The organism is Streptomyces sp. NPDC104202 (genome assembly GCF_055584185.1).
Genome location: NZ_JBVJMN010000026.1, coordinates 30,014 through 48,583 on the forward strand (window position 1 = coordinate 30,014; position 18,570 = coordinate 48,583).

Annotated in this window: 19 protein-coding genes; 8 read left to right on the top strand and 11 right to left on the bottom strand. The window is 71.9% G+C overall.

Translation table 11 applies throughout. The annotated features are described in order from the left end of the window. Positions 1–133 precede the first annotated feature (133 nt). Positions 134–811 (top strand): TetR/AcrR family transcriptional regulator, encoded by a 678-nt coding sequence (locus ACZ60W_RS18490; protein ID WP_469756374.1) that lies wholly within the window; start codon positions 134–136, stop codon positions 809–811. Here ACZ60W_RS18490 and ACZ60W_RS18495 read toward each other — a convergent pair. Beyond that, on the bottom strand, positions 765–2,048 hold the full coding sequence (locus ACZ60W_RS18495) for an amino acid permease (RefSeq protein WP_469756436.1): 1,284 nt from the start codon (positions 2,046–2,048) through the stop codon (positions 765–767). The genes ACZ60W_RS18490 and ACZ60W_RS18495 overlap by 47 nt on opposite strands. 384 nt (positions 2,049–2,432) lie before the next feature. Here ACZ60W_RS18495 and ACZ60W_RS18500 point away from each other — a divergent pair, with 384 nt between their 5' ends. Both ACZ60W_RS18500 and ACZ60W_RS18505 read left to right on the top strand, forming a co-directional pair. Then, a complete protein-coding gene (locus ACZ60W_RS18500; RefSeq protein WP_469756375.1) occupies positions 2,433–2,717 on the top strand; it encodes a PIN domain-containing protein in 285 nt (94 codons plus the stop codon). Positions 2,718–2,855: 138 nt separating this feature from the next. Continuing rightward, the gene (locus ACZ60W_RS18505) at positions 2,856–3,224 is read left to right on the top strand and encodes a peptidoglycan-binding domain-containing protein (RefSeq protein ID WP_469756376.1); all 369 of its coding nucleotides are present in this window, start codon (positions 2,856–2,858) and stop codon (positions 3,222–3,224) included. A 58-nt stretch (positions 3,225–3,282) separates the two neighbouring features. Here ACZ60W_RS18505 and ACZ60W_RS18510 read toward each other — a convergent pair whose 3' ends face one another. From ACZ60W_RS18510 to ACZ60W_RS18520, 3 genes are all read right to left on the bottom strand, one after another. After that, positions 3,283–3,909 carry a LysE family transporter gene (locus tag ACZ60W_RS18510; protein WP_469756377.1) on the bottom strand — a complete coding sequence of 209 codons (627 nt, stop codon included), beginning with the start codon at positions 3,907–3,909 and terminating at the stop codon, positions 3,283–3,285. Next, positions 3,906–4,253: a DUF2087 domain-containing protein gene (locus tag ACZ60W_RS18515; RefSeq protein ID WP_469756378.1), complete on the bottom strand. Its 348-nt coding sequence runs from the start codon at positions 4,251–4,253 to the stop codon at positions 3,906–3,908. Before ACZ60W_RS18515 ends, ACZ60W_RS18510 begins: the two co-directional genes overlap by 4 nt. A 113-nt stretch (positions 4,254–4,366) precedes the next feature. Continuing rightward, complete coding sequence (locus ACZ60W_RS18520) at positions 4,367–4,648, bottom strand: antibiotic biosynthesis monooxygenase (RefSeq protein ID WP_469756379.1); 282 nt, start codon at positions 4,646–4,648, stop codon at positions 4,367–4,369. A 114-nt stretch (positions 4,649–4,762) separates the two neighbouring features. On the opposite strand from ACZ60W_RS18520, the gene ACZ60W_RS18525 reads away from it, so the two are divergent. Continuing rightward, complete coding sequence (locus tag ACZ60W_RS18525) at positions 4,763–5,011, top strand: hypothetical protein (protein WP_469756380.1); 249 nt, start codon at positions 4,763–4,765, stop codon at positions 5,009–5,011. A gap of 31 nt (positions 5,012–5,042) precedes the next feature. Here the strand turns inward: ACZ60W_RS18525 and ACZ60W_RS18530 are convergent, their stop codons facing one another. Together ACZ60W_RS18530 and ACZ60W_RS18535 are read right to left on the bottom strand one after the other, a co-directional pair. Beyond that, entirely contained in the window at positions 5,043–5,228 is a 186-nt protein-coding gene (locus tag ACZ60W_RS18530) for a DUF397 domain-containing protein (RefSeq protein ID WP_469756381.1), read from the bottom strand. Next, positions 5,221–6,030, bottom strand: a complete 810-nt coding sequence (locus ACZ60W_RS18535; RefSeq protein ID WP_469756382.1) for a helix-turn-helix domain-containing protein — start codon at positions 6,028–6,030, stop codon at positions 5,221–5,223. The genes ACZ60W_RS18530 and ACZ60W_RS18535 overlap by 8 nt, the downstream gene beginning before the upstream one ends. Positions 6,031–6,139: 109 nt before the next feature. Here ACZ60W_RS18535 and ACZ60W_RS18540 point away from each other — a divergent pair, with 109 nt between their 5' ends. From ACZ60W_RS18540 to ACZ60W_RS18555, 4 genes are all read left to right on the top strand, one after another. Next, positions 6,140–6,385, top strand: coding sequence for a hypothetical protein (locus tag ACZ60W_RS18540; RefSeq protein WP_469756383.1), 246 nt, complete (start codon positions 6,140–6,142; stop codon positions 6,383–6,385). Beyond that, positions 6,382–6,606 (top strand): hypothetical protein, encoded by a 225-nt coding sequence (locus ACZ60W_RS18545; protein WP_469756384.1) that lies wholly within the window; start codon positions 6,382–6,384, stop codon positions 6,604–6,606. Before ACZ60W_RS18540 ends, ACZ60W_RS18545 begins: the two co-directional genes overlap by 4 nt. Before the next feature lie 180 nt (positions 6,607–6,786). Next, positions 6,787–7,758, top strand: coding sequence for a hypothetical protein (locus ACZ60W_RS18550; protein WP_469756385.1), 972 nt, complete (start codon positions 6,787–6,789; stop codon positions 7,756–7,758). A gap of 226 nt (positions 7,759–7,984) precedes the next feature. Further along, complete coding sequence (locus ACZ60W_RS18555) at positions 7,985–11,122, top strand: tetratricopeptide repeat protein (protein ID WP_469756386.1); 3,138 nt, start codon at positions 7,985–7,987, stop codon at positions 11,120–11,122. A 54-nt stretch (positions 11,123–11,176) separates the two neighbouring features. On the opposite strand, the gene ACZ60W_RS18560 is transcribed toward ACZ60W_RS18555, so the two are convergent. Genes ACZ60W_RS18560 through ACZ60W_RS18580 form a run of 5 tightly spaced genes read right to left on the bottom strand, consistent with a single transcriptional unit; the run spans position 11,177 to position 18,566 of the window. After that, on the bottom strand, positions 11,177–11,851 hold the full coding sequence (locus ACZ60W_RS18560) for a maleylpyruvate isomerase family mycothiol-dependent enzyme (RefSeq protein WP_469756387.1): 675 nt from the start codon (positions 11,849–11,851) through the stop codon (positions 11,177–11,179). Beyond that, a complete protein-coding gene (ahcY, locus tag ACZ60W_RS18565; RefSeq protein ID WP_469756388.1) occupies positions 11,851–13,266 on the bottom strand; it encodes an adenosylhomocysteinase in 1,416 nt (471 codons plus the stop codon). Before ahcY ends, ACZ60W_RS18560 begins: the two co-directional genes overlap by 1 nt. After that, positions 13,259–14,119 (bottom strand): methylenetetrahydrofolate reductase [NAD(P)H], encoded by an 861-nt coding sequence (metF, locus tag ACZ60W_RS18570; RefSeq protein ID WP_469756389.1) that lies wholly within the window; start codon positions 14,117–14,119, stop codon positions 13,259–13,261. The genes ahcY and metF overlap by 8 nt, the downstream gene beginning before the upstream one ends. After that, the gene (gene metH, locus ACZ60W_RS18575; protein ID WP_469756390.1) at positions 14,116–17,586 is read right to left on the bottom strand and encodes a methionine synthase; all 3,471 of its coding nucleotides are present in this window, start codon (positions 17,584–17,586) and stop codon (positions 14,116–14,118) included. The genes metF and metH overlap by 4 nt, the downstream gene beginning before the upstream one ends. Further along, complete coding sequence (locus ACZ60W_RS18580; protein ID WP_469756391.1) at positions 17,583–18,566, bottom strand: carbohydrate kinase family protein; 984 nt, start codon at positions 18,564–18,566, stop codon at positions 17,583–17,585. The genes metH and ACZ60W_RS18580 overlap by 4 nt, the downstream gene beginning before the upstream one ends. Positions 18,567–18,570 lie beyond the last annotated feature (4 nt).

Consider the following 18,570-nt stretch of genomic DNA (forward strand, 5'->3'; position numbering starts at 1 on the left):
ACGACCCGAGGGAGGGACCCCGGCCACCGCGGGTCCCGGCCCGCCCCGGCCCGCCCTCGGCCGCGCTTTACAGACCGAACCGTTCAGTTCATATACTGACCGTTCCCCCGTCACCCCTCGTAAGGACAGCCCCATGGGAGCCGGAGCCGAGACCCAGGACGCCGTGGACGAGTACGGCATCCCGATCATCCCGGACCCCGCGGACGCGGCCTCGCGCAAGCGTCAGGCGATCATCGACGCGGCCCTCGCGGAGTTCCTGGCGGAGGGGTACTCGGCGGCCTCGATGGACGCGATCACCCGGGGCTCCGGCGTCTCGAAGGCGACGATCTACAAGCACTTCGGCAGCAAGGAGCGGCTGTTCCTCGCGGTCATCGGCGGTGTCCTGCCGAAGACGTACGCGGACCTGGAGCCGTCCAACTCCACGATCGCCGACGCCCCCGACCTGCGGGCCGCGCTCGTGAAGCTCACGACGGACTGGGCGCGGATCCTGCTGCGCCCGGACATCATGTCGCTGCGGCGGCTGGTGATCGGCGAGATCGACCGGTTCCCGCAGCTCGGACAGCTCTGGTACCGGGTCAGCTACGACATGAACAACGGCCCGCTCGTCGAGGCGTTCACCGAGCTGAACGCGCGGGGCGCCCTCGACGCGCCCGACCCGGCACTCGCCGTGCAGCAGCTGGTGGCGGCGACGCTGGGCGTGCCGCAGCTCGTCCGCACCTTCTCCCCCGACGCCGAGATCGACGACGCGGAGCTGACGCGGGTGATCAGCTCGGGAGTGGATCTGTTCCTGGCCCGGTACGCGCGTTCCTGAGGCTCCTGATCCACGCCCAGACCAGCAGGGCCGCCGCCCAGCCGCCGGTGGTGAGGAGCTGGGTGCGGCTGGCCGCGTCGCCGAGCATGAAGAGCAGGACGCCGCCGATGCCCGCGAGGGCGAGGCAGGCCCGTGCCGACGGGCCGTGCAGGCGCAGGTGGGAGGCGGCGATCAGGGCCCAGACGACGAGGATCGCGGCGCCGATGGAGTTCAGCAGGAACGGGAAGACCGTCCGCGGCCAGAGCAGGCTGAGGACGACCGACACGAAGCCGAACGCGGCGGAGGCGAGCACCGCCGCGCGGGGCACGCCGGTGCGGAGCCGGCCGAGTGCGCGGGGTGCGTCGCCGCGCCCGACGAGGGCGTACAGCATGCGCGAGGAACCGTAGATGTTGGCGTTCATCGCCGACAGGAGGGCGACGAGGACGACGGCCTTCATGACGTCGCCGGCGCCCGGGACGCCGATGCGGTCCATCACGGCGGCGTACGGCCCCTCGGCGACGCCCGGCGCGTTCCACGGGACGAGCAGCACGATCACCGCCATGGACCCCAGGTAGCAGACCGCGACCCGCCACATGACGGCCCGTACGCCGGTCCGCACCGCGCGGACGGGGTCGGCGGACTCCGCCGCCGCGATGGTCACGGTCTCCAGCCCGCCGAAGGCGAACACCGCCGCCACCATGCCGACGGCCACGCCGTGCCAGCCGTGCGGCAGGAAGCCGCCGTCGCCGGTGAGGTGCCCGGTCCCCGGTGAGGGGCTGCCCGGCAGCAGGCCCGCGAGGACGACGGCACCGAGGACGAGGAAGCCGGCGATGGCGGCGATCTTCAGTCCGGCGAACCAGAACTCCAGCTCGCCGAAGTTCCGCACCCCGGCCAGGTTGCTCGCCGTGAGGACGCTCATGAACAGCGCCACCCACGCCCAGCCCGGCACCCCCGGCACCCAGCCGCCCACGAGGTGCGCCGCCCCCACGGCCTCCGCGGCGACGCTCACCACCAGCAGCGCCCAGTACATCCACCCGGCGAGCAGCCCCGCCCACGGCCCGAACGCCCGCCGCGCGTGCTCCGCGAACGACCCGGTCACCGGGTGCGCCGCGGACATCTCCCCCAGCATCCGCATCACCAGCGCCGTCAGCACCCCGGCCGCCGCGTACGCCACGAGAATGCCGGGCCCCGCCGCCGCGATCCCGAACCCCGAGCCCACGAACAGCCCCGCCCCGATCGCACCCCCCATCGCGATCATCGCCAGGTGCCGCTGCCGCAGCCCCCCGCCCAGTCCCCGCCCCGTCACGCTTCCCCCGCACCCTCGACCCGTCGCACCGACCAGCGCAGGAGCCTGACTCCCCCTCCCCCGCCCCCGCAACCCGGTACCGCTCCCCGAGACGTCCCGGGACCGGGGGGGGACGACGCGTCGGGGGGGGAGATCCCACCGGCGGAGCACGCTGCGGCACACGCCTCCCACGCTCGCGATATCGACTTCCTGGAAGCGCAGGAGCGGTCGGACCGGTGAACCACCTCGCCGCCACGTCGGCCGTGTGGCGCCTCCTCCGCCGACAGGTACGCGAGCCCTGGCCGGGACGAGGCGCAGGGCCAGGTCTCCATTTGCCCGCCGGTCGAGGCCGAGTTGATGCGCGCCCTGCGCTCGGACCGGGACAACGAGCCCTTCACCACGATGCTCAGCCAGACTTTCGCCTGGGTGCCCACACCGGACGACCCGTGGCCCCGAGTCATCGCGATCCAGCGGGACCTGCTCGGTACCGGTCACCATCGGGGCCCCTCTCCCATGGACATCCTCATCGCACTGACGGCCGAACAGCACCGGCTGACGCTGCTGCACGTCGACGACGACTTCGCCGCCATCGCCAAGGTGTGCCCAGGCATCGACATGGTGCGACTGCTGCCTGACGCATGACCGGGCGGGTGGGGACCCCTCACCGTTGATCCGCTGTTGGCGGGGTGTTGGACGGCGGCGGCAGGGTGGTCGTGTTGCCCCGGCACGGGGGTGTGGGGCAGCCGAAACGCCGACACCAGCAGAAATCGAGGCTTGCCCATGAACGTCAGGACGCCGCTGGCGCGACTCGGATTCGTCGCCGCGAGCACCGCTCTCGCCGCGGGCGCGTGGATCGCCCCGGCCCAGGCCAACCCCTCCGCCCCGTGGATCGGGCCCGGCCAGGCGAACACCTACAACGGAGTGCGCTGCTTCCAGGAGCTCTTCAACGACCTGCAGCACACGATCGGTTACCACCCGATCGCCGAGGACGGCGCCTTCGGTCCGGACACCGCCGGCGCCATCAGGGCGTTCCAGAGCTGGGACGGCCTGCGCCCCGACGGCATCGTCGGCCCCCAGACCGGCGGCGACCTCCTCATCGCCACCTACGGCGGCGGCGGTTGCGCCGCCCACATCCCGAGCCGGAACTGAACCGGTGAAGGGCCGGTCTCCGGAGGCGTGCCGCCTCCGGAGACCGGCCCTTCACCCGTCAGCTCACCAGCCCCACCGCGAGCACCGCGATCAGCGCGCTCGACGCGAGAGCGGTCACCAGGCGCCCCCGCGGACCGGTCAGGACACGGCCCAGCAGGGTGCCGCCCGTCGACAGCAGCAGCTGCCAGCTGACGGAGGCCGCCAGCGCGGCCACCACGAAGACGGCGCCCTCGGTGAACGTCGAGGCGGCCGACGGGCCGCGGGCGAGGATCAGGGCGGCGAAGTAGATCACGGTCATCGGGTTGAGGATCGTGATGCCGAGGAAGGCCAGGAACGCCCTGCCCGGGGTGAGCGGGGCGTCCGCCCCGTCCCGGGTCGGCGCCGACCGCGCCCGGTAGGCCCGTACGGCCGTCCAGGTCGCCCGGCCGGCAAGCCCGAGGAGCACCAGCGCCGACACCCAGCGCAGCGGTCCCGTCACCGGCGTGATCAGCGGTACGAGCGCCGCGCCGCCGACGACGGCGACCAGCGCGTACAGCCCGTCCGCGGCGGCGATGCCCAGCGCCGCGCCCGCACCCGTGCGCCACGGGGAGCGTGCCGCGACCGCCACCAGGTGCGCCCCCACGGCGCCGACCGGAATCGCGATCCCGTAGCCGGCCAGCAGGCCGGCCACCACCGCCCCGGTCACGCGACGGCGGGAATCGAACCTCCGGGGACGCCGGTCCGCTGCTGTCGGTGGTAGGCCGACCCGTCCTTCGTGCGGGCCAGGAACCCGCCGATCACGAGATACCGGCGCAGGGCCGAGAAGTCCTCGTGCACGGTCAGCAGCGCCTCGTTGATCTCCCGCTCGCGGTAGTCCCGCTCCGCGTCGAACAGCGTCTCGGCGAGGTGCGCGAGCAGCGCCTCCCGGCGGGCGGGCCTCCGGGGGATCGCCTTGAGTCGCCCGTCGGCGGCGAACAGGTCCCCGACGGGTCGGGGGCCCGCTGCGGGCAGGTCGGAGTCCGCGGCAGGGCGGTCGGAATGACTGGTCATGGCCGGAAGACTGCCGCCCGCCGCGCCCGCCCCGCAAAGGGTTTTCGGCGCCCGCCACGACCACTGCGGGGATCACCGCCGCCGGTCCGCCGAGCGGTCGGCCCGCCCTTCCGCTACTGCTTGAGCATCACGCTCACGGCCTCCTGCACCGTCGGCAGGACCGTCCGCATCCCGTTCCGTTCGAAGATCGGTCGGGCGTTCTCCATGAACGCCAGGAACGCGTCCTCCGAGTCCCAGAAGTCCACCACCCGCCACCCGCCCGACCCGTCCGGCCCCGCCGCGTGCGCGAGGAACCCCTCCGGCGGGAACCACGCCTCCTGCCTCAGCTGCGCCGTCGTCTCCTCGTACTGCTGCTGCGTCCCACCCGGGATCTCGACGGTCACGATGACGGCCATGGCTCTGCTCCTGTACGTGCGGGACGGGTCCCGACCAGCACAGCAGCGCACCTCCCGCCCCGCACGGCGACGCCCCCCGAACGAGCGATCCCCGCCGTGCCGCAAGATGGCGCCATGGCCTCCTTCTTCGACCCCCGGCCCGTCCCGCCGGGCCGGTACCCCCTGTGGGACGACGCCCTCGCCCTCCTCAACCGCGACCTGGCCGCCACGCTCCCCGACCGGAAGCCCCTCCGGTACCTCTCCTGGTGGTGCGCCGGCGAACGCCTCCGCCGCGGCTCCTCCCACATCCGCGCGGCCGCCGGCGCCCTCGACACCACCGTGCGCGTCGTACGCCCCAACCGCCAACAGCGCCAAGCGCGTTGAGACGTCAACGCGCCTCCGGTCCCGCCCTGCGTCAGACCGCGTACGCCCGCGCGAACGCGGTGAACACCGACCAGGCGGCGGGGGTGGCGGTGACCTCACCCCGGGCGTGGTCCTTGCTGTCGCGGACGAGGACGGCACCGGGGAGGTTGTCGGCGACCTCGATGCAGTTGTCGTTGTCGCCGCTGTAGCTGCTCTTGTGCCAGTTGGGCTCAGTCATCGTGCTTCCCCAGTGCTTCGCGGATGATCTCTTCTGACTCAACGGTCCCGAGGGCGTCGGCGTGGAGCCGATCATAGATCCGCTGGAACCGGTCGACGTCTGCCGGTTCGACCATGTAGCGACCTGTGCTGAAACCCTCCGTATACGCCGTACGCTCGCCCGACGGGAGGGTCAGGAGACTCACCGATCCCGAGATGCCGGCACGGTTCGCCTCAAGGATCTGCACATTGATGAACGGCGTCCGGATCGCTTCGAGCAGTCGCTCGATCTGTCCGCGCATCACCTGCCTCGATCCGATCACCTTGGAAAGGGCGTTCTCGTCGAGCACCACCCAGAACCACGGCGGCTGCGGACCGTCGAAGACCGCCTGCCGTTCGGCACGCCGACGCACGGCGCCGTCGATGTCGTTGCTGCCGCCGGGGTCCGCCTGCTGCATGATCGCCCGTGCGTACTCGGGCGTCTGAAGCAGCCCCGGAACGACGAGCGAGAACTCGTGTATCGTCCGCGCCCGCGCCTGGTCCCGCAGGAACCCCTGCGCGTAGTCGCGGAAGGCCGTGCGATCCCGGATGAGCAGCAGGTTCGCCAACGCATCGCCGAGTTCCAGCACTTGGTCGAGCTGACGGCCGAGCTTGAGCTCCGGAGGGTCACCGTTCTCGATCTCTGAGATCCGGGTCGTGCTGCTGAAGACCTTGGCGGCGAGATCCTGCTGCCGCCATCCGCGACGCTTGCGAGCGTCCCGGATCATGTCCGCGATGAAGCTCTCCAGGCTCTCGCTCGGGTCGATCTCGTTCTGCGCCGGCATATGCCTCGTTTCCTGATCTGCTCGGGAAACCCAACTCCTGGCGAGCGTAAGGGCGTCACCGTCATCGTTGAGGCATCCCGGAGGAGATCCACCAGAAAGAGAGCCCTCCATGCCGACGACCACGAACGCACCCCCGATCCGCCCCGTCTCGGAGCCCGAAGCCGCCCGTGTGTACCGCGATCTCAAGGCGGCGATGGAGGCCGCGGGTCTGCCCACGAACGGCCTGTACCGGGACGTGACGCACGCGCCGGGCGGGGACGTGCACCGCTTCGGGCTGGGGGTGGTCGGGGTCGGTGGGGCGAAGTTGCTGACGGTGCTGCTCTGCACGGCGGTGGCGGGGACGGACGCCCGGTGAGGTACCGGGTCGGGGACGTGGTGACGGACGCGCAGCGGGCGCTGACGGGACGGGTGCGGTACGTGCACGGCGCGTGGCTGACGCTCGTACGGCCCAGTGGGTATCTGTGGGAGGCCGTGGCGGATCAGTGCTGGACGGCGAGTCCCGAGGAGCGGGCGAGCCTGACGCCGCGGGGGGCGGTGCGGGTGATCAGTACGGCGCCCGTGCGGCGGACCTCCTGACAGACGAACGTTTCGCCTGGCCAGGGGGCCAGTGGGGAGTGCGTCACCCACACGAGCGATCTTCATGAAGTGCGCCTGGACGGCGCCGATTCCTGCGTTACGTTTCGCGCGAAACAGCCCCCGCCGATGGCTCGCAACCGTCGACGGGGGCCTGAACCACTAGTGGAATACGAGTCCACCGTGATCTACCGGCACTTTAACGCGCCCCTGCGCGCGTTCACCCAGCTCTCGCACGAGATCATCCGCCATCCACGGCTGAGTTCCGACGCGGTCCGACTGCTGACCTGGCAGCTCTCCCTTCCGCGGGGCGCCAGGGAATCCCTGGCCCGAACAGCAGAACGTGCCCGGATCGGGGCATGCGCCTTCACCAGGGCCAAGCGGCAGCTGAAGGACGAGGGATTCCTCCACGAGCGGCGCGTGCAGGCGGCGGGGGGACGGTGGGCGACCCAACAGGTGTTGTCGAGCGTGCCGTTGAGCCCCGAACAGGCCGTGAAGCTCCTCGCGACCGAGCCCGTGTCTCCGCAGGTCGCACCGAGTCGCCGTTCTCCGGCGGTCGGTGACCCGGCCGCCGGTGGACCGGGAACCCGGCGCACCGGCGGTCATCCAGAAGAACAACCGGGAGAAGACACCTCCGACCTTCCGGGGACGGGGGCGGAAGAGACCCCACCGCCCGTCCCGGCGGAGCAGGAACCACCGGCGGCCCAGGAACCGACGGCGTCCGACAGCCCGCTCCGGGAAGAGGCCCGTGCGCTCGTCGGCGTCCTGCCCCTGCTCTCCCCCGTGCTGCGGAACATCCCCCCGGGGATGCGGGAGGAACTGACCGGGCTCGCCGCCCGGTGGCTGGACGCCGGCTACGGCCCGGCCGAGGTGCACGAGCACGTCCTGCGCGGACTGCCGGGCGCGGGGACGCCCGTACACCGGCCGGGCGGGCTGGTGAGGTACCTGCTGCGGGAGGTGCCGCCTCGGGTGGTTCCGGTGGCGGCCCGGGAGCCGGAGGGACCGCCCGGGCCACGGCTGTCGGGGCGGCTGGAGGGCGCGCGGGAGTGCGCGGGCGAGGGGCACACACAGCCGATGCTGTTCCGGCCCGACGGCAGCGAGACGCACTGCGGCGCGTGCCGACGGAACGGACCCCTCCCTGCCCTGAGTCGGTAGAAGAACCTTCCTGCAGGCGTGCGGGGACGTCGCACCGAGCAGGCTCCGCTCGCCCGCGCCACCGTGCGAGCGAGCGGACACGGCCTCGCTCGGGCCTCGCGCTCCGCTTCATCACCTCCGAGTGATCCACGCCGCCCGCCGAACCCCTGCGCCGGGCGGAGCGGTTGGGCGACACTGATGACGGGACGCCGCTCCTTGGCGTCCTCGGTCGAACGGGAGGCCCGCGATGGACCCACAGCGACTCGTCCGGGTCCGCACCGCCGACCCCCAGGGGTCGGGCTCCGGCTATCTCGTCGGCCCCCGGCTCGTCCTCACCGCGCTGCACGTCGTGCTCGACGACGGCCGGTGGGCCGGACGGGTCGAAGCCCGCGTCGGCCACCCCCGCTTCGGGGAGACCACGGAGCGCAGGGCCGAGGTGTGCTGGCCGGACACCCGGGACGGCATACCCCCCGACGACGCCCCGGACATCGCCCTGCTCTGGCTCGACGCACCCGTGCGCGCCGGAGAGGGGCCCGTGCGGTGGGGGCGTCCGGACGGCACCGCCCGCATCCCCTTCACCGGCGCCGGCTTCCCGGCCTTCGCGGCCGACGAGGCCCACGCCGCCCAGTTCGAGGACCTGCACGGCCACCTGTCCGTCATCGGCACCTCCCTCCCGGGCTGGGTCCTCGACTGCCCGGTCTGGCCCGCACCCCGCCCCGACGGACAACGCCCATGGGCCGGCGCCTCCGGCTCGGCGATCTTCTGCCAGGACCGGCTCGTCGGCGTCGCCGTCGAGGACGACCGCACCATGGGCTGGCGCCGCCTCCACGCCGTCCCCCTCCACGAAGCCCTCGACCGCCCCGGCTTCGCCCCGCTCATCGCCCGCCACGGCCACCCCGGCACCACCACCACCGCCGAACCCGTCACCGCACAACCCGCCGCACCCGGCGCCGACGGCGTCACCTGGCCCGTCGAAGTCGGCCCCATCCCCACCCTCGCCTCCGCCTTCCAGCCCCGCACCGGCCTCCGCGACCGCATCGACGCCCTCCGGTCCGCCCGCGGCACCGTCGTCCTCACCCAGGTCCTGTCCGGCGGCGGCGGCTTCGGCAAGACCCAACTGGCGGCGTCCTGCGCCCTCGACGCACTGGCCGACGGGGTGGATCTGGTGATCTGGGCGTCCGCGACCGAGGCCCGGCAGATCGTCACCCAGTACGCCCAGGCGGCCGCCGACCTCCACCTCCCGGGCGCGACCGGCAAGGACCCCGAGTCCGACGCCCGCACCCTCCTGAAATGGCTCGCCACGACGACCCGCCGCTGGCTCGTCGTCCTGGACGACATCACCCACCCCACCGACCCCGGCCCCTGGTGGCCCGCCAGCCGCAGGGGTACCGGATGGGTCCTCGCCACCACCCGGCTCAACGACTCCCGCCTCACCGGCGGCGGACGCAACCGCATCGACATCGACGTCTACACCCCCGAGGAAGCCGACGCCTACCTGCGGGAGCGCCTCACGGGCGACGACATGGCCCACCTCCTCGACGACCGGGCCACCGCCCTCGCCGAGGCCCTGGGACACCTCCCGCTCGCCCTGAGCCTCGCAGCCGCCCACATGATCGACGAGGCACTGACCTGCACGACCTACCTCGGACGCTTCACCAACCGCGCCACCCGCCTGGCAGAAGCCCTGCCCGGGGGCGTGGAGACAGAGCGCTACGGCCGCCAGATCACCGCCGCCCTCCTCCTCTCGCTGGAAGCCGCCCAGGCCGCCGACCGCACCGGCCTCGCCATCCCGGCCCTCTGCATCACCGCCTTCCTCGACCCGGCCGGCCATCCCCACAGCCTGTGGACGACGCCGTCCCTCCTCGGCCACCTCACCGAGACCACCGGCGCACCCGCCACCCCGGACCGGACGCACGCGGCCCTGCGCCTTCTCCACCGCTACGCATTGATCACCCACGACACCCGCGCCGAGCCCCGGGCGGTCCGCATCCACGCCCTCACCGCACGAGCGGTCCGCGAGAACATTCCCGAGGCCGACCTCGGCCCACTCACGCGCGTGGTCGGGGGCGCACTCCTCGACATCTGGCCGGAGGTCGACCAGGTCCACCGGGACCTCGCCGCCACCCTGCGTGCCAACACCGACGTCCTGTCCGACCATGCCCAGGACCATTTCTGGAAACCCCAGGGCCATGGCGTGCTGCATCGATCCGGCCTCAGCCTCTTCGACGCGGGTCTTGCCGAGGCCGCGGTCGCCTACTGGAAGGGCATGGCGGACACCGCCCACAGGTTGCTGGGCCCCGAACACAACAACACCCTCGTCTCCCGCGTCCACCTCGCCATGTCACTGCAACGGGCAGGGCGCATCTCCGAGGCCATCACGATCGAGGAGCAAGCGGTGGCCGACCACGAACGCATCCTGGGAGCCGACCACATCGAAACCCTGACCGTCCTCAACAACCTCGCCAGCAGCTACGGGCACATGGGCCGGATCAACGAAGCCATCGAGATCCAGGAGCACGTGGTCGCCGCCCGTCGGCGGGTGTCAGGCGAAGGCGCTCTCGACACACGCATCGCCCTCAACAATCTGGCGAACAGTTACCAGCGAGCCGGCCGGATCAACGAAGCCATCGAGATCCAGGAGCACGTGGTCGCCGCCCATCGCGAACAGCTGGGCGTCGACCACCCGCATGCCCTGGTCGCCCTCAACAACCTCGCCGCCAGTTACCTGCGAGCAGGCCGCATCGACGAGGGCGTCCAGATCCAGGAAGAGGTGGCCGCGGTGTTCAAGGAGCGTCTAGGAGACGACCACCCCCAAACGCTCACGGCCCTCAACACACTTGCCAGCAGCTACTGGCAAGCCGGCCGAAACGGCGAGGCCGTCGACATCCAGGAGGTGGTGGTCTCCAGCCGAAGGCGACTCCTGGGCGCCGACCACCCCGTCTCCCTCCTCGCCCGTGCCAATCTGGCCACCGTCTACCAGCGAGCCGGCCGCACCGCCGAAGCCTTGGACATCTTCGACGACGTGATCACCACCCAACAGCGGATCCTGGGCAACGACCACCCTGACACCCTCATGGCACGGGCCAACCTCGCCGCCATCTACTCGGAGGCGGGCCGGAAGGACGAAGCCGGGGAGATCCTCGACGATGTGGTCAGCGCCAGCCGACACGTCCTCGGGGACGACCACCCCGACTACCTCGCCGCGCGCGACACCCTCGCCTCCATCTACTGGGATACGGGCCGCACCGATGAAGCGCGCCGCCTGGTCGAGGAAGCGGCGGCGGACTCCGAACGCGTACAGGGGCCCGACCACCCCCACACCCGCGCCTTGCGTGCCACCCTCGCGGCCATGCCTCCCCCTCCCGACCACACCCCCAGCCGATAGCGGACCTTTTCACCAACTCCCGCAGGCCCGGCATGGTCCATGCCGGGCCAGGGGTCAGCGGTAGAGGCAGAGTTCTTGTTCGGTGGCGCCGGTGAGGTGGTAGAGGGTGCGGACGAGGGGGCGGCCGGAGTAGATGCGGATGAGGGTGGGCGCGTCACCGCGGAAGTGGGCGGCGGGGCGGCCGGGGAGCTCGTTGCCGAGGGCGAGAGGGTGGTCGCGGTCGGGGAGGAGGCCGAGGAGGCGGGGGGTCTCGCGGCGGCGGCTGGTGACGGAGAGCAGGGGGAGGGCCAGGTCGAGGCTGGCTCCGCAGTAGGCGTGGGGGGCGCCGAGGGCTTCGCGGACGTCGCCTGCGTGGACCCACTCGCCGAGGGCGACGGCGTCGAGGCGGCCGTCGTCGCGGGCCGCGATGACGGGGCCGGCGTCGGTGAGGCCGCGTTCGAGTTCGTCGAGGACGCGGTCGAGGGTCCAGTCCTCGCGTTCGGCGACGTCGGCGGCGTTGGCCTCGGGGAGGAAGACGCCTTCTTCGAGGCGGTCCTCGACGATGCGGACGAGCGCGGCCCCGCAGTGGGCGAGGACCTGGCGGACGGTCCAGCCCGGGCAGGCGGTGCGGAGCGCGTACGCCTCCTCGGGGGTGCGGCGGAGGAGGGGCATCAGGTGGTCCCGTTCCGTCGTGAGGAGACGGTCGGGGAGCCACGGGTCACGGGTGTCGTGGACGCATGCGGTACACATCAGTAGCGGTAGTGGTCCGGCTTGAAGGGGCCGTCGACCTCGACGCCGATGTAGGCGGCCTGGTCGGGACGGAGGGTCGTCAGCTTGACGCCGAGGGCGTCGAGGTGGAGCCGGGCGACCTTCTCGTCCAGGTGCTTGGGGAGGACGTAGACGTCGGTCGGGTACTCCTCGGGCTTCGTGAAGAGCTCGATCTGGGCCAGGGTCTGGTCCGCGAAGGAGTTCGACATCACGAAGGACGGGTGACCGGTCGCGTTGCCCAGGTTCAGCAGACGGCCCTCGGAGAGGACGATCAGGACCTTGCCGTCGGGGTAGGTCCAGGTGTGGACCTGCGGCTTGACCTCGTCCTTGACGATACCCGCGGTCTTGGCGAGGCCGGCCATGTCGATCTCGTTGTCGAAGTGACCGATGTTGCCCACGATGGCCTGGTGCTTCATCTTGGCCATGTCGGCGGCCATGATGATGTCCTTGTTGCCCGTCGTGGTGATGAAGATGTCGGCGGTCTCCACGACCTCGTCCAGAGTCGTGACCTGGTAGCCGTCCATCGCCGCCTGAAGCGCGCAGATCGGGTCGATCTCCGTGACGATGACACGCGCGCCCTGGCCACGGAGGGACTCGGCGCAACCCTTGCCCACGTCGCCATAGCCGCAGACGACAGCGGTCTTGCCGCCGATGAGGACGTCGGTGGCACGGTTGATGCCGTCGATCAGCGAGTGCCGGCAGCCGTACTTGTTGTCGAACTTCGACTTGGTCACGGCATCGTTCACATTGATCGCCGGGAAGAGCAGGTCGCCGGCCTGGTGCATCTCGTACAGGCGGTGGACGCCGGTGGTGGTCTCCTCGGTGACGCCGCGGACCGAGGCGGCGAGGGCGGTCCAGTCGAGGGTGGTGTCCCGGAGCAGCTCCAGGATGACGCGGTGCTCGTCGTTGTCGGCGATGGAGGGGTCGGGGACGGCGCCGGCCTTCTGGTACTCCACGCCCTTGTGGACGAGGAGGGTGGCGTCGCCGCCGTCGTCGAGGATCATGTTGGGCCCGTCGGCGCCGGGCCAGGTGAGGGCCCGCTCGGTGCACCACCAGTACTCCTCCAGGGTCTCGCCCTTCCAGGCGAAGACCGGGATGCCGGCCGCGGCGATCGCGGCGGCGGCGTGGTCCTGGGTCGAGTAGATGTTGCAGGACACCCAGCGGACCTGGGCGCCGAGGGCGACCAGGGTCTCGATGAGGACGGCGGTCTGCACGGTCATGTGCAGGGAGCCGGTGATGCGGGCGCCGGCGAGGGGCTGTGCGGCGGCGTACTCGCGGCGGATCGCCATCAGGCCGGGCATCTCGTGCTCGGCGAGGGTGATCTCCTTGCGGCCGAAGGCGGCCAGGGAGAGGTCCGCGACCTTGAAGTCGGAGAAGCCGGTGGTGACGTCAGACATGGACAACGCTCCTTGCGCTGAGGATGGTGCGGTGGATTTCGAGGGCCGCCGTCGACTTGTTGAGCGTGATGTAGTGCAGGCCGGGCGCGCCCTCGTCGAGGAGGCGCAGGCCCATGGCGGTCGCGTGCTCGACGCCGGTGCGGTACGCGGCGGCGGGGTCGTCCCGGGCTGCTTCGAGGCGGTGGGCGAGGTCCTCGGGGAAGGCGGCGTCGCTCAGTTCGGCGAAGCGCCGGATCTGGCGGACGTCGGTGGCGGGCATGATCTCCGGGATGATCGGGGTGTCGCAGCCGGCGGCGGCGACCCGGTCGCGCAGCCGCAGGTAGTCCTCGGGGTCGAAGAACATCTGCGTGATGGCGTAGTCGGCGCCGGCCCGGCACTTGGCGACGAAGTGGGCGAGGTCGGCGGCGGGGTCCGGGGAGCGGGGGTGGCCTTCGGGGAAGGCGGCCACCCCGATCCGGAAATCGCCCAGGGAGCGGACGAGCGAGACGAGTTCGTGGGCGTGGGTGAAGCCCTCGGGGTGCGGGGTCCAGGGGCCCCGGGGGTCGCCCGGCGGGTCGCCGCGCAGGACGAGGACGTCCCGGACGCCGGCGTCCGCGTAGGCGCCGATGATGGCGCGCAGTTCGGCGACGGAGTGGCCGACGGCCGTCAGGTGGGCGACGGGCCGCAGGGTGGTCTCGGTGACGATCCGCTGGGTGACGTCGATGGTGCGGTCGCGGGAGGACCCGCCGGCGCCGTACGTCACGGAGACGAAGTCCGGCCGGAGCGCCTCGACGCGGCGGAGGGCGTCCCAGAGGGTCTGTTCGCCGCGGTCGCTCCGGGGCGGGAAGAACTCGAAGGAGAAGGTGGGGTTCACAGGCGTCTGCCTCCGGCGTTGAAGTAGCTCGCCTCCGGGTGGTGGACGACGATCGCGTCCGTCGACTGCTCGGGGTGGAGCTGGTACTCCTCCGAGAGCTCGACGCCGATCCGTTCGGGGCGCAGGAGTGCGGCGATCTTCGCCCGGTCCTCCAGGTCGGGGCAGGCGGGGTAGCCGAGGGAGTAGCGGCAGCCCTGGTACTCGGTGCGCAGCATGCCGTCGAGGCCGGCCGGTTTGGAGGCGCCGGCGATGCCCCAGTCGGCGCGGACGCGGGCGTGCCAGTACTCGGCGAGGGCCTCGGCGAGCTGGACGGAGAGGCCGTGGAGTTCGAGGTAGTCGCGGTAGGCGTCGGCGGCGAAGAGGCGGGCGGTCTCCTCGCCGATCCGGGGGCCGACGGTGACGATCTGGAGGGCGACGGCGTCGACCTCGCCGGAGTCCTCGGCGCGGTGGAAGTCGGCCAGGCAGAGGCGGCGGCCCCGCTGCTGGCGGGGGAAGGTGAAGCGGGTCCGCTCGCCTCCGTCCTCGTCCAGGACGATCAGGTCGTCGCCCTTGGAGACGCAGGGGAACCAGCCGTGGACGACGGCGGCCTCGGCCAGGTTCTCGCGTTCCACGCGGTCGAGCAGGGCGCGGAGCCGCGGTCGGCCCTCGGTCTCGACGGTGGCGGCGTCCTTGAGGCCCCACTGGCCCTTGAAGAGGGCGGTCTCGTCGAGCCAGGGGGCGTAGGCGGCGAGGGGGATGTCCCGGACGACGCGGGTGCCGAGGAAGGGGGGTTCGGGTACGGGGTTGTCGGCGGCGACGTCGGAGCGGCCGGCGGGTTCGGGGGTGCGGGCCTCGGCGGGCGGGGTGGCGCGCTTCGGTACGCGGCGCTGTTTGAGGGGCGGGAGGGCGGCGCCGGGGACGCCCCGTCTGAGGCCCATGAGGGCGTCCATGAGGCGCAGGCCCTCGAAGGCGTCGCGGGCGTAGCGCACCTCGCCCTGGTAGATCTCGTGCAGGTCCTGTTCGACGTAGGCGCGGGTGAGGGCGGCTCCGCCGAGGATCACCGGGTACTTCGCCGCCAGTTCGCGCTGGTTGAGCTCCTGGAGGTTCTCCTTCATGATCACGGTGGACTTCACGAGGAGGCCCGACATGCCGATGACGTCGGCGGAGTGCTCCTCGGCGGCCTCCAGGATCGCGGAGACGGGCTGCTTGATGCCGATGTTGACCACGTTGTAGCCGTTGTTCGACAGGATGATGTCGACGAGGTTCTTGCCGATGTCGTGGACGTCGCCGCGGACGGTGGCGAGCACGATCGTGCCCTTGCCCTCCGCGTCCGACTTCTCCATGTGCGGCTCCAGGTGCGCCACCGCGGTCTTCATGACCTCGGCGGACTGGAGCACGAACGGCAGCTGCATCCGACCGGAGCCGAAGAGCTCGCCCACGGTCTTCATGCCGTCGAGCAGGATCTCGTTGACGATCTCCAGGGCGGGGCGGAGGGCGAGCGCGGCATCGAGGTCGGCCTCCAGGCCGTTCTTCTCGCCGTCGACGATGCGGCGCTTGAGGCGCTCGTCGAGGGGCAGGGCGAGGAGTTCCTCGGTCTTGCCGGCCTTCAGGGACGTCGCCGTGGCACCCTCGAACATCTCCAGGAACCGCTGGAGCGGGTCGTAGCCCTCGGCGCGCCGGTCGTGGATCAGGTCGAGCGCGACGCGGACCTGTTCCGGTGCGAGGCGGGCGATGGGCAGGATCTTGGAGGCGTGGACGATCGCCGAGTCGAGGCCGGCCTTGACGCACTCGTCGAGGAAGACCGAGTTCAGGACGATGCGGGCGGCCGGGTTGAGGCCGAAGGAGATGTTGGACAGGCCCAGCGTCGTCTGGACGTCGGGGTGGCGCCGCTTGAGCTCGCGGATGGCCTCGATGGTGGCGATGCCGTCCTTGCGGGACTCCTCCTGACCGGTGCAGATGGTGAAGGTCAGGGTGTCGATCAGGATGTCGCACTCCCTGATGCCCCAGGTGCCGGTGAGGTCCTCGATGAGCCGTTCGGCGATCGCGACCTTGTGCTCGACGGTGCGGGCCTGGCCCTCCTCGTCGATGGTCAGCGCCATGAGGGCGGCGCCGTGCTCCCTGGCGAGGGCCGTGACCTGGGCGAAGCGGGAGTCGGGGCCGTCGCCGTCCTCGTAGTTGACGGAGTTGACGACCGCGCGGCCGCCGAGCTTCTCCAGGCCGGCGCGCAGGACGTCGACCTCGGTGGAGTCCAGGACGACGGGGAGGGTGGAGGCGGTCGCGAAGCGGCCGGCCAGCTCCTCCATGTCGGCGACGCCGTCGCGGCCCACGTAGTCGACGCAGAGGTCGAGCAGGTGCGCGCCCTCGCGGATCTGGTCGCGGGCCATCTCGACGCAGTCGTCCCAGCGGCCTTCGAGCATGGCCTCGCGGAACTTCTTCGAGCCGTTGGCGTTGGTCCGCTCGCCGATCGCCAGGTACGAGCTGTCCTGGCGGAACGGCACGTGGCCGTAGAGGGAGGAGACGCCGGGTTCCGGCGTCGGGCGGCGGTCGAGCACCGCGGCTCCCCGCACCCGTTCCACGATCTCCCGCAGGTGCTCCGGGGTCGTGCCGCAGCAGCCGCCGACCAGGGCGGGGCCGTATTCACGGACGAACGCCTCCTGGGCGTCGGCCAGTTCGGCCGGCGAGAGGGGGTAGTGCGCGCCGTCGGAGGTCAGGACGGGCAGGCCCGCGTTCGGCATGACGGAGATCGGGACGCGGGCGTGCCGGGACAGGTGGCGCAGGTGCTCGGTCATCTCGGCCGGGCCCGTGGCGCAGTTCAGGCCGATCATGTCGATGCCGAGCGGCTCCAGGGCGGTCAGCGCCGCGCCGATCTCCGAGCCGAGCAGCATGGTGCCGGTGGTCTCGACGGTGACCTGGACGATGACGGGCAGGTCGACGCCCACCCAGTCCAGGGCGCGGCGGGCGCCGATGACGGCCGCCTTCGTCTGGAGCAGGTCCTGCGAGGTCTCGATGAGCAGGGCGTCCGCGCCGCCGCGGATCAGGCCCTCCGCGTTCTGCCGGAAGGCGTCCCGCAGCGGCGCGTAGGGGACGTGGCCGAGCGTCGGCAGCTTCGTGCCGGGGCCCATGGAGCCGAGGACCCAGCGGGGGCGTCCGTCGGCGGCCGTGTGGGCGTCCGCACAGGCGCGGGCGATCCGGGCGCCGGCCTCGGACAGCTCGTACACCTGGTTCTCGATGCCGTACTCGGCGAGCGCCGCCAGGTTGGCCCCGAAGGTGTTGGTCTCCACGCAGTCCACCCCGACGGAGAAGTACGCGTCGTGGACGGAGGCGACGATGTCGGGCCGGGTGAGGTTGAGGATCTCGTTGCAGCCCTCCAGGTTCCGGAAGTCGTCCATCGTCGGGTCGGCGGCCTGGAGCATGGTGCCCATCGCCCCGTCGGCGACGACGACCCGGGTGGCGAACTCCTCGCGGAGCGAACGGCGGGCCGCGCTCACGACAGTCCGCCCAGGTGCGTGACGAGGGCGGCCGTGCAGCCCACCCCGTACGTCGTCCTGATACGGTCGAGGAGGGAGTCCCGGTGCAGCCGGTACTCCTGGGTCCCCACGTAGTCGAGGACGGTGGCGGCGACCGCGCAGCCCAGCTGCGCCGCGCACCGCTCCGGCACCCCCCACAGGGTCCCGGCGAGGAACCCGGCCCGGAAGGCGTCGCCGACCCCGGTCGGGTCGACGACCGCGGGGACCGCGACCGCCGGCACGGACAGCGGGGCGCGGCCCTCGCCCCGGACGCGGACGCCCGCCTCGCCGTGGGTGGTGACCCAGGTGCGGACCCGGCGCAGCACCTCGGCGTCGGTCCAGCCGGTCTTCTCCAGGAGCAGGGCCGTCTCGTACGCGTTGGTGAAGAGGAACCGCGCCCCGTCCACCAGCTCCCGCACCTCTCCCCCGTCGAGCCGAGCCAGCTGCTGCGACGGGTCGGCGGCGAAGGGGATGCCCAGGTCACGGCAGGTGCGGGTGTGCCGGAGCATGGCCTGGGGGTCGTCCGGGGAGACCAGGACCAGTTCCAGCCGGCCGGTGCGCGCCACGACCTCCCGCAGGTCGATCGCGCGCGCCTCGGCCATCGCCCCCGCGTAGAAGGTGGCGATCTGGTTCTGGGCGCGGTCGGTGGTACAGACGAAGCGCGCGGTGTGGAGCGTCCCGCTGACGCGCACGGAGTCGGTGTCGACGCCGTGGTCCTTCAGCCAGACCCGGTACGGCTCGAAGTCGGCGCCGACCGCGCCCACGAGGGCGGGCCGCAGTCCGAGGACCCCGAGCCCGAAGGCGATGTTCGCCGCCACCCCACCGCGCCTGACCTCCAGGTCGTCGGCGAGGAACGACAGGGAGACCCGGTCGAGCCGGTCGGCGATGAGCTGCTCGCTGAACCAGCCGGGGAAGGTCATCAGATGGTCGGTCGCGATGGATCCGGTGACAGCGATGCGCATCTCC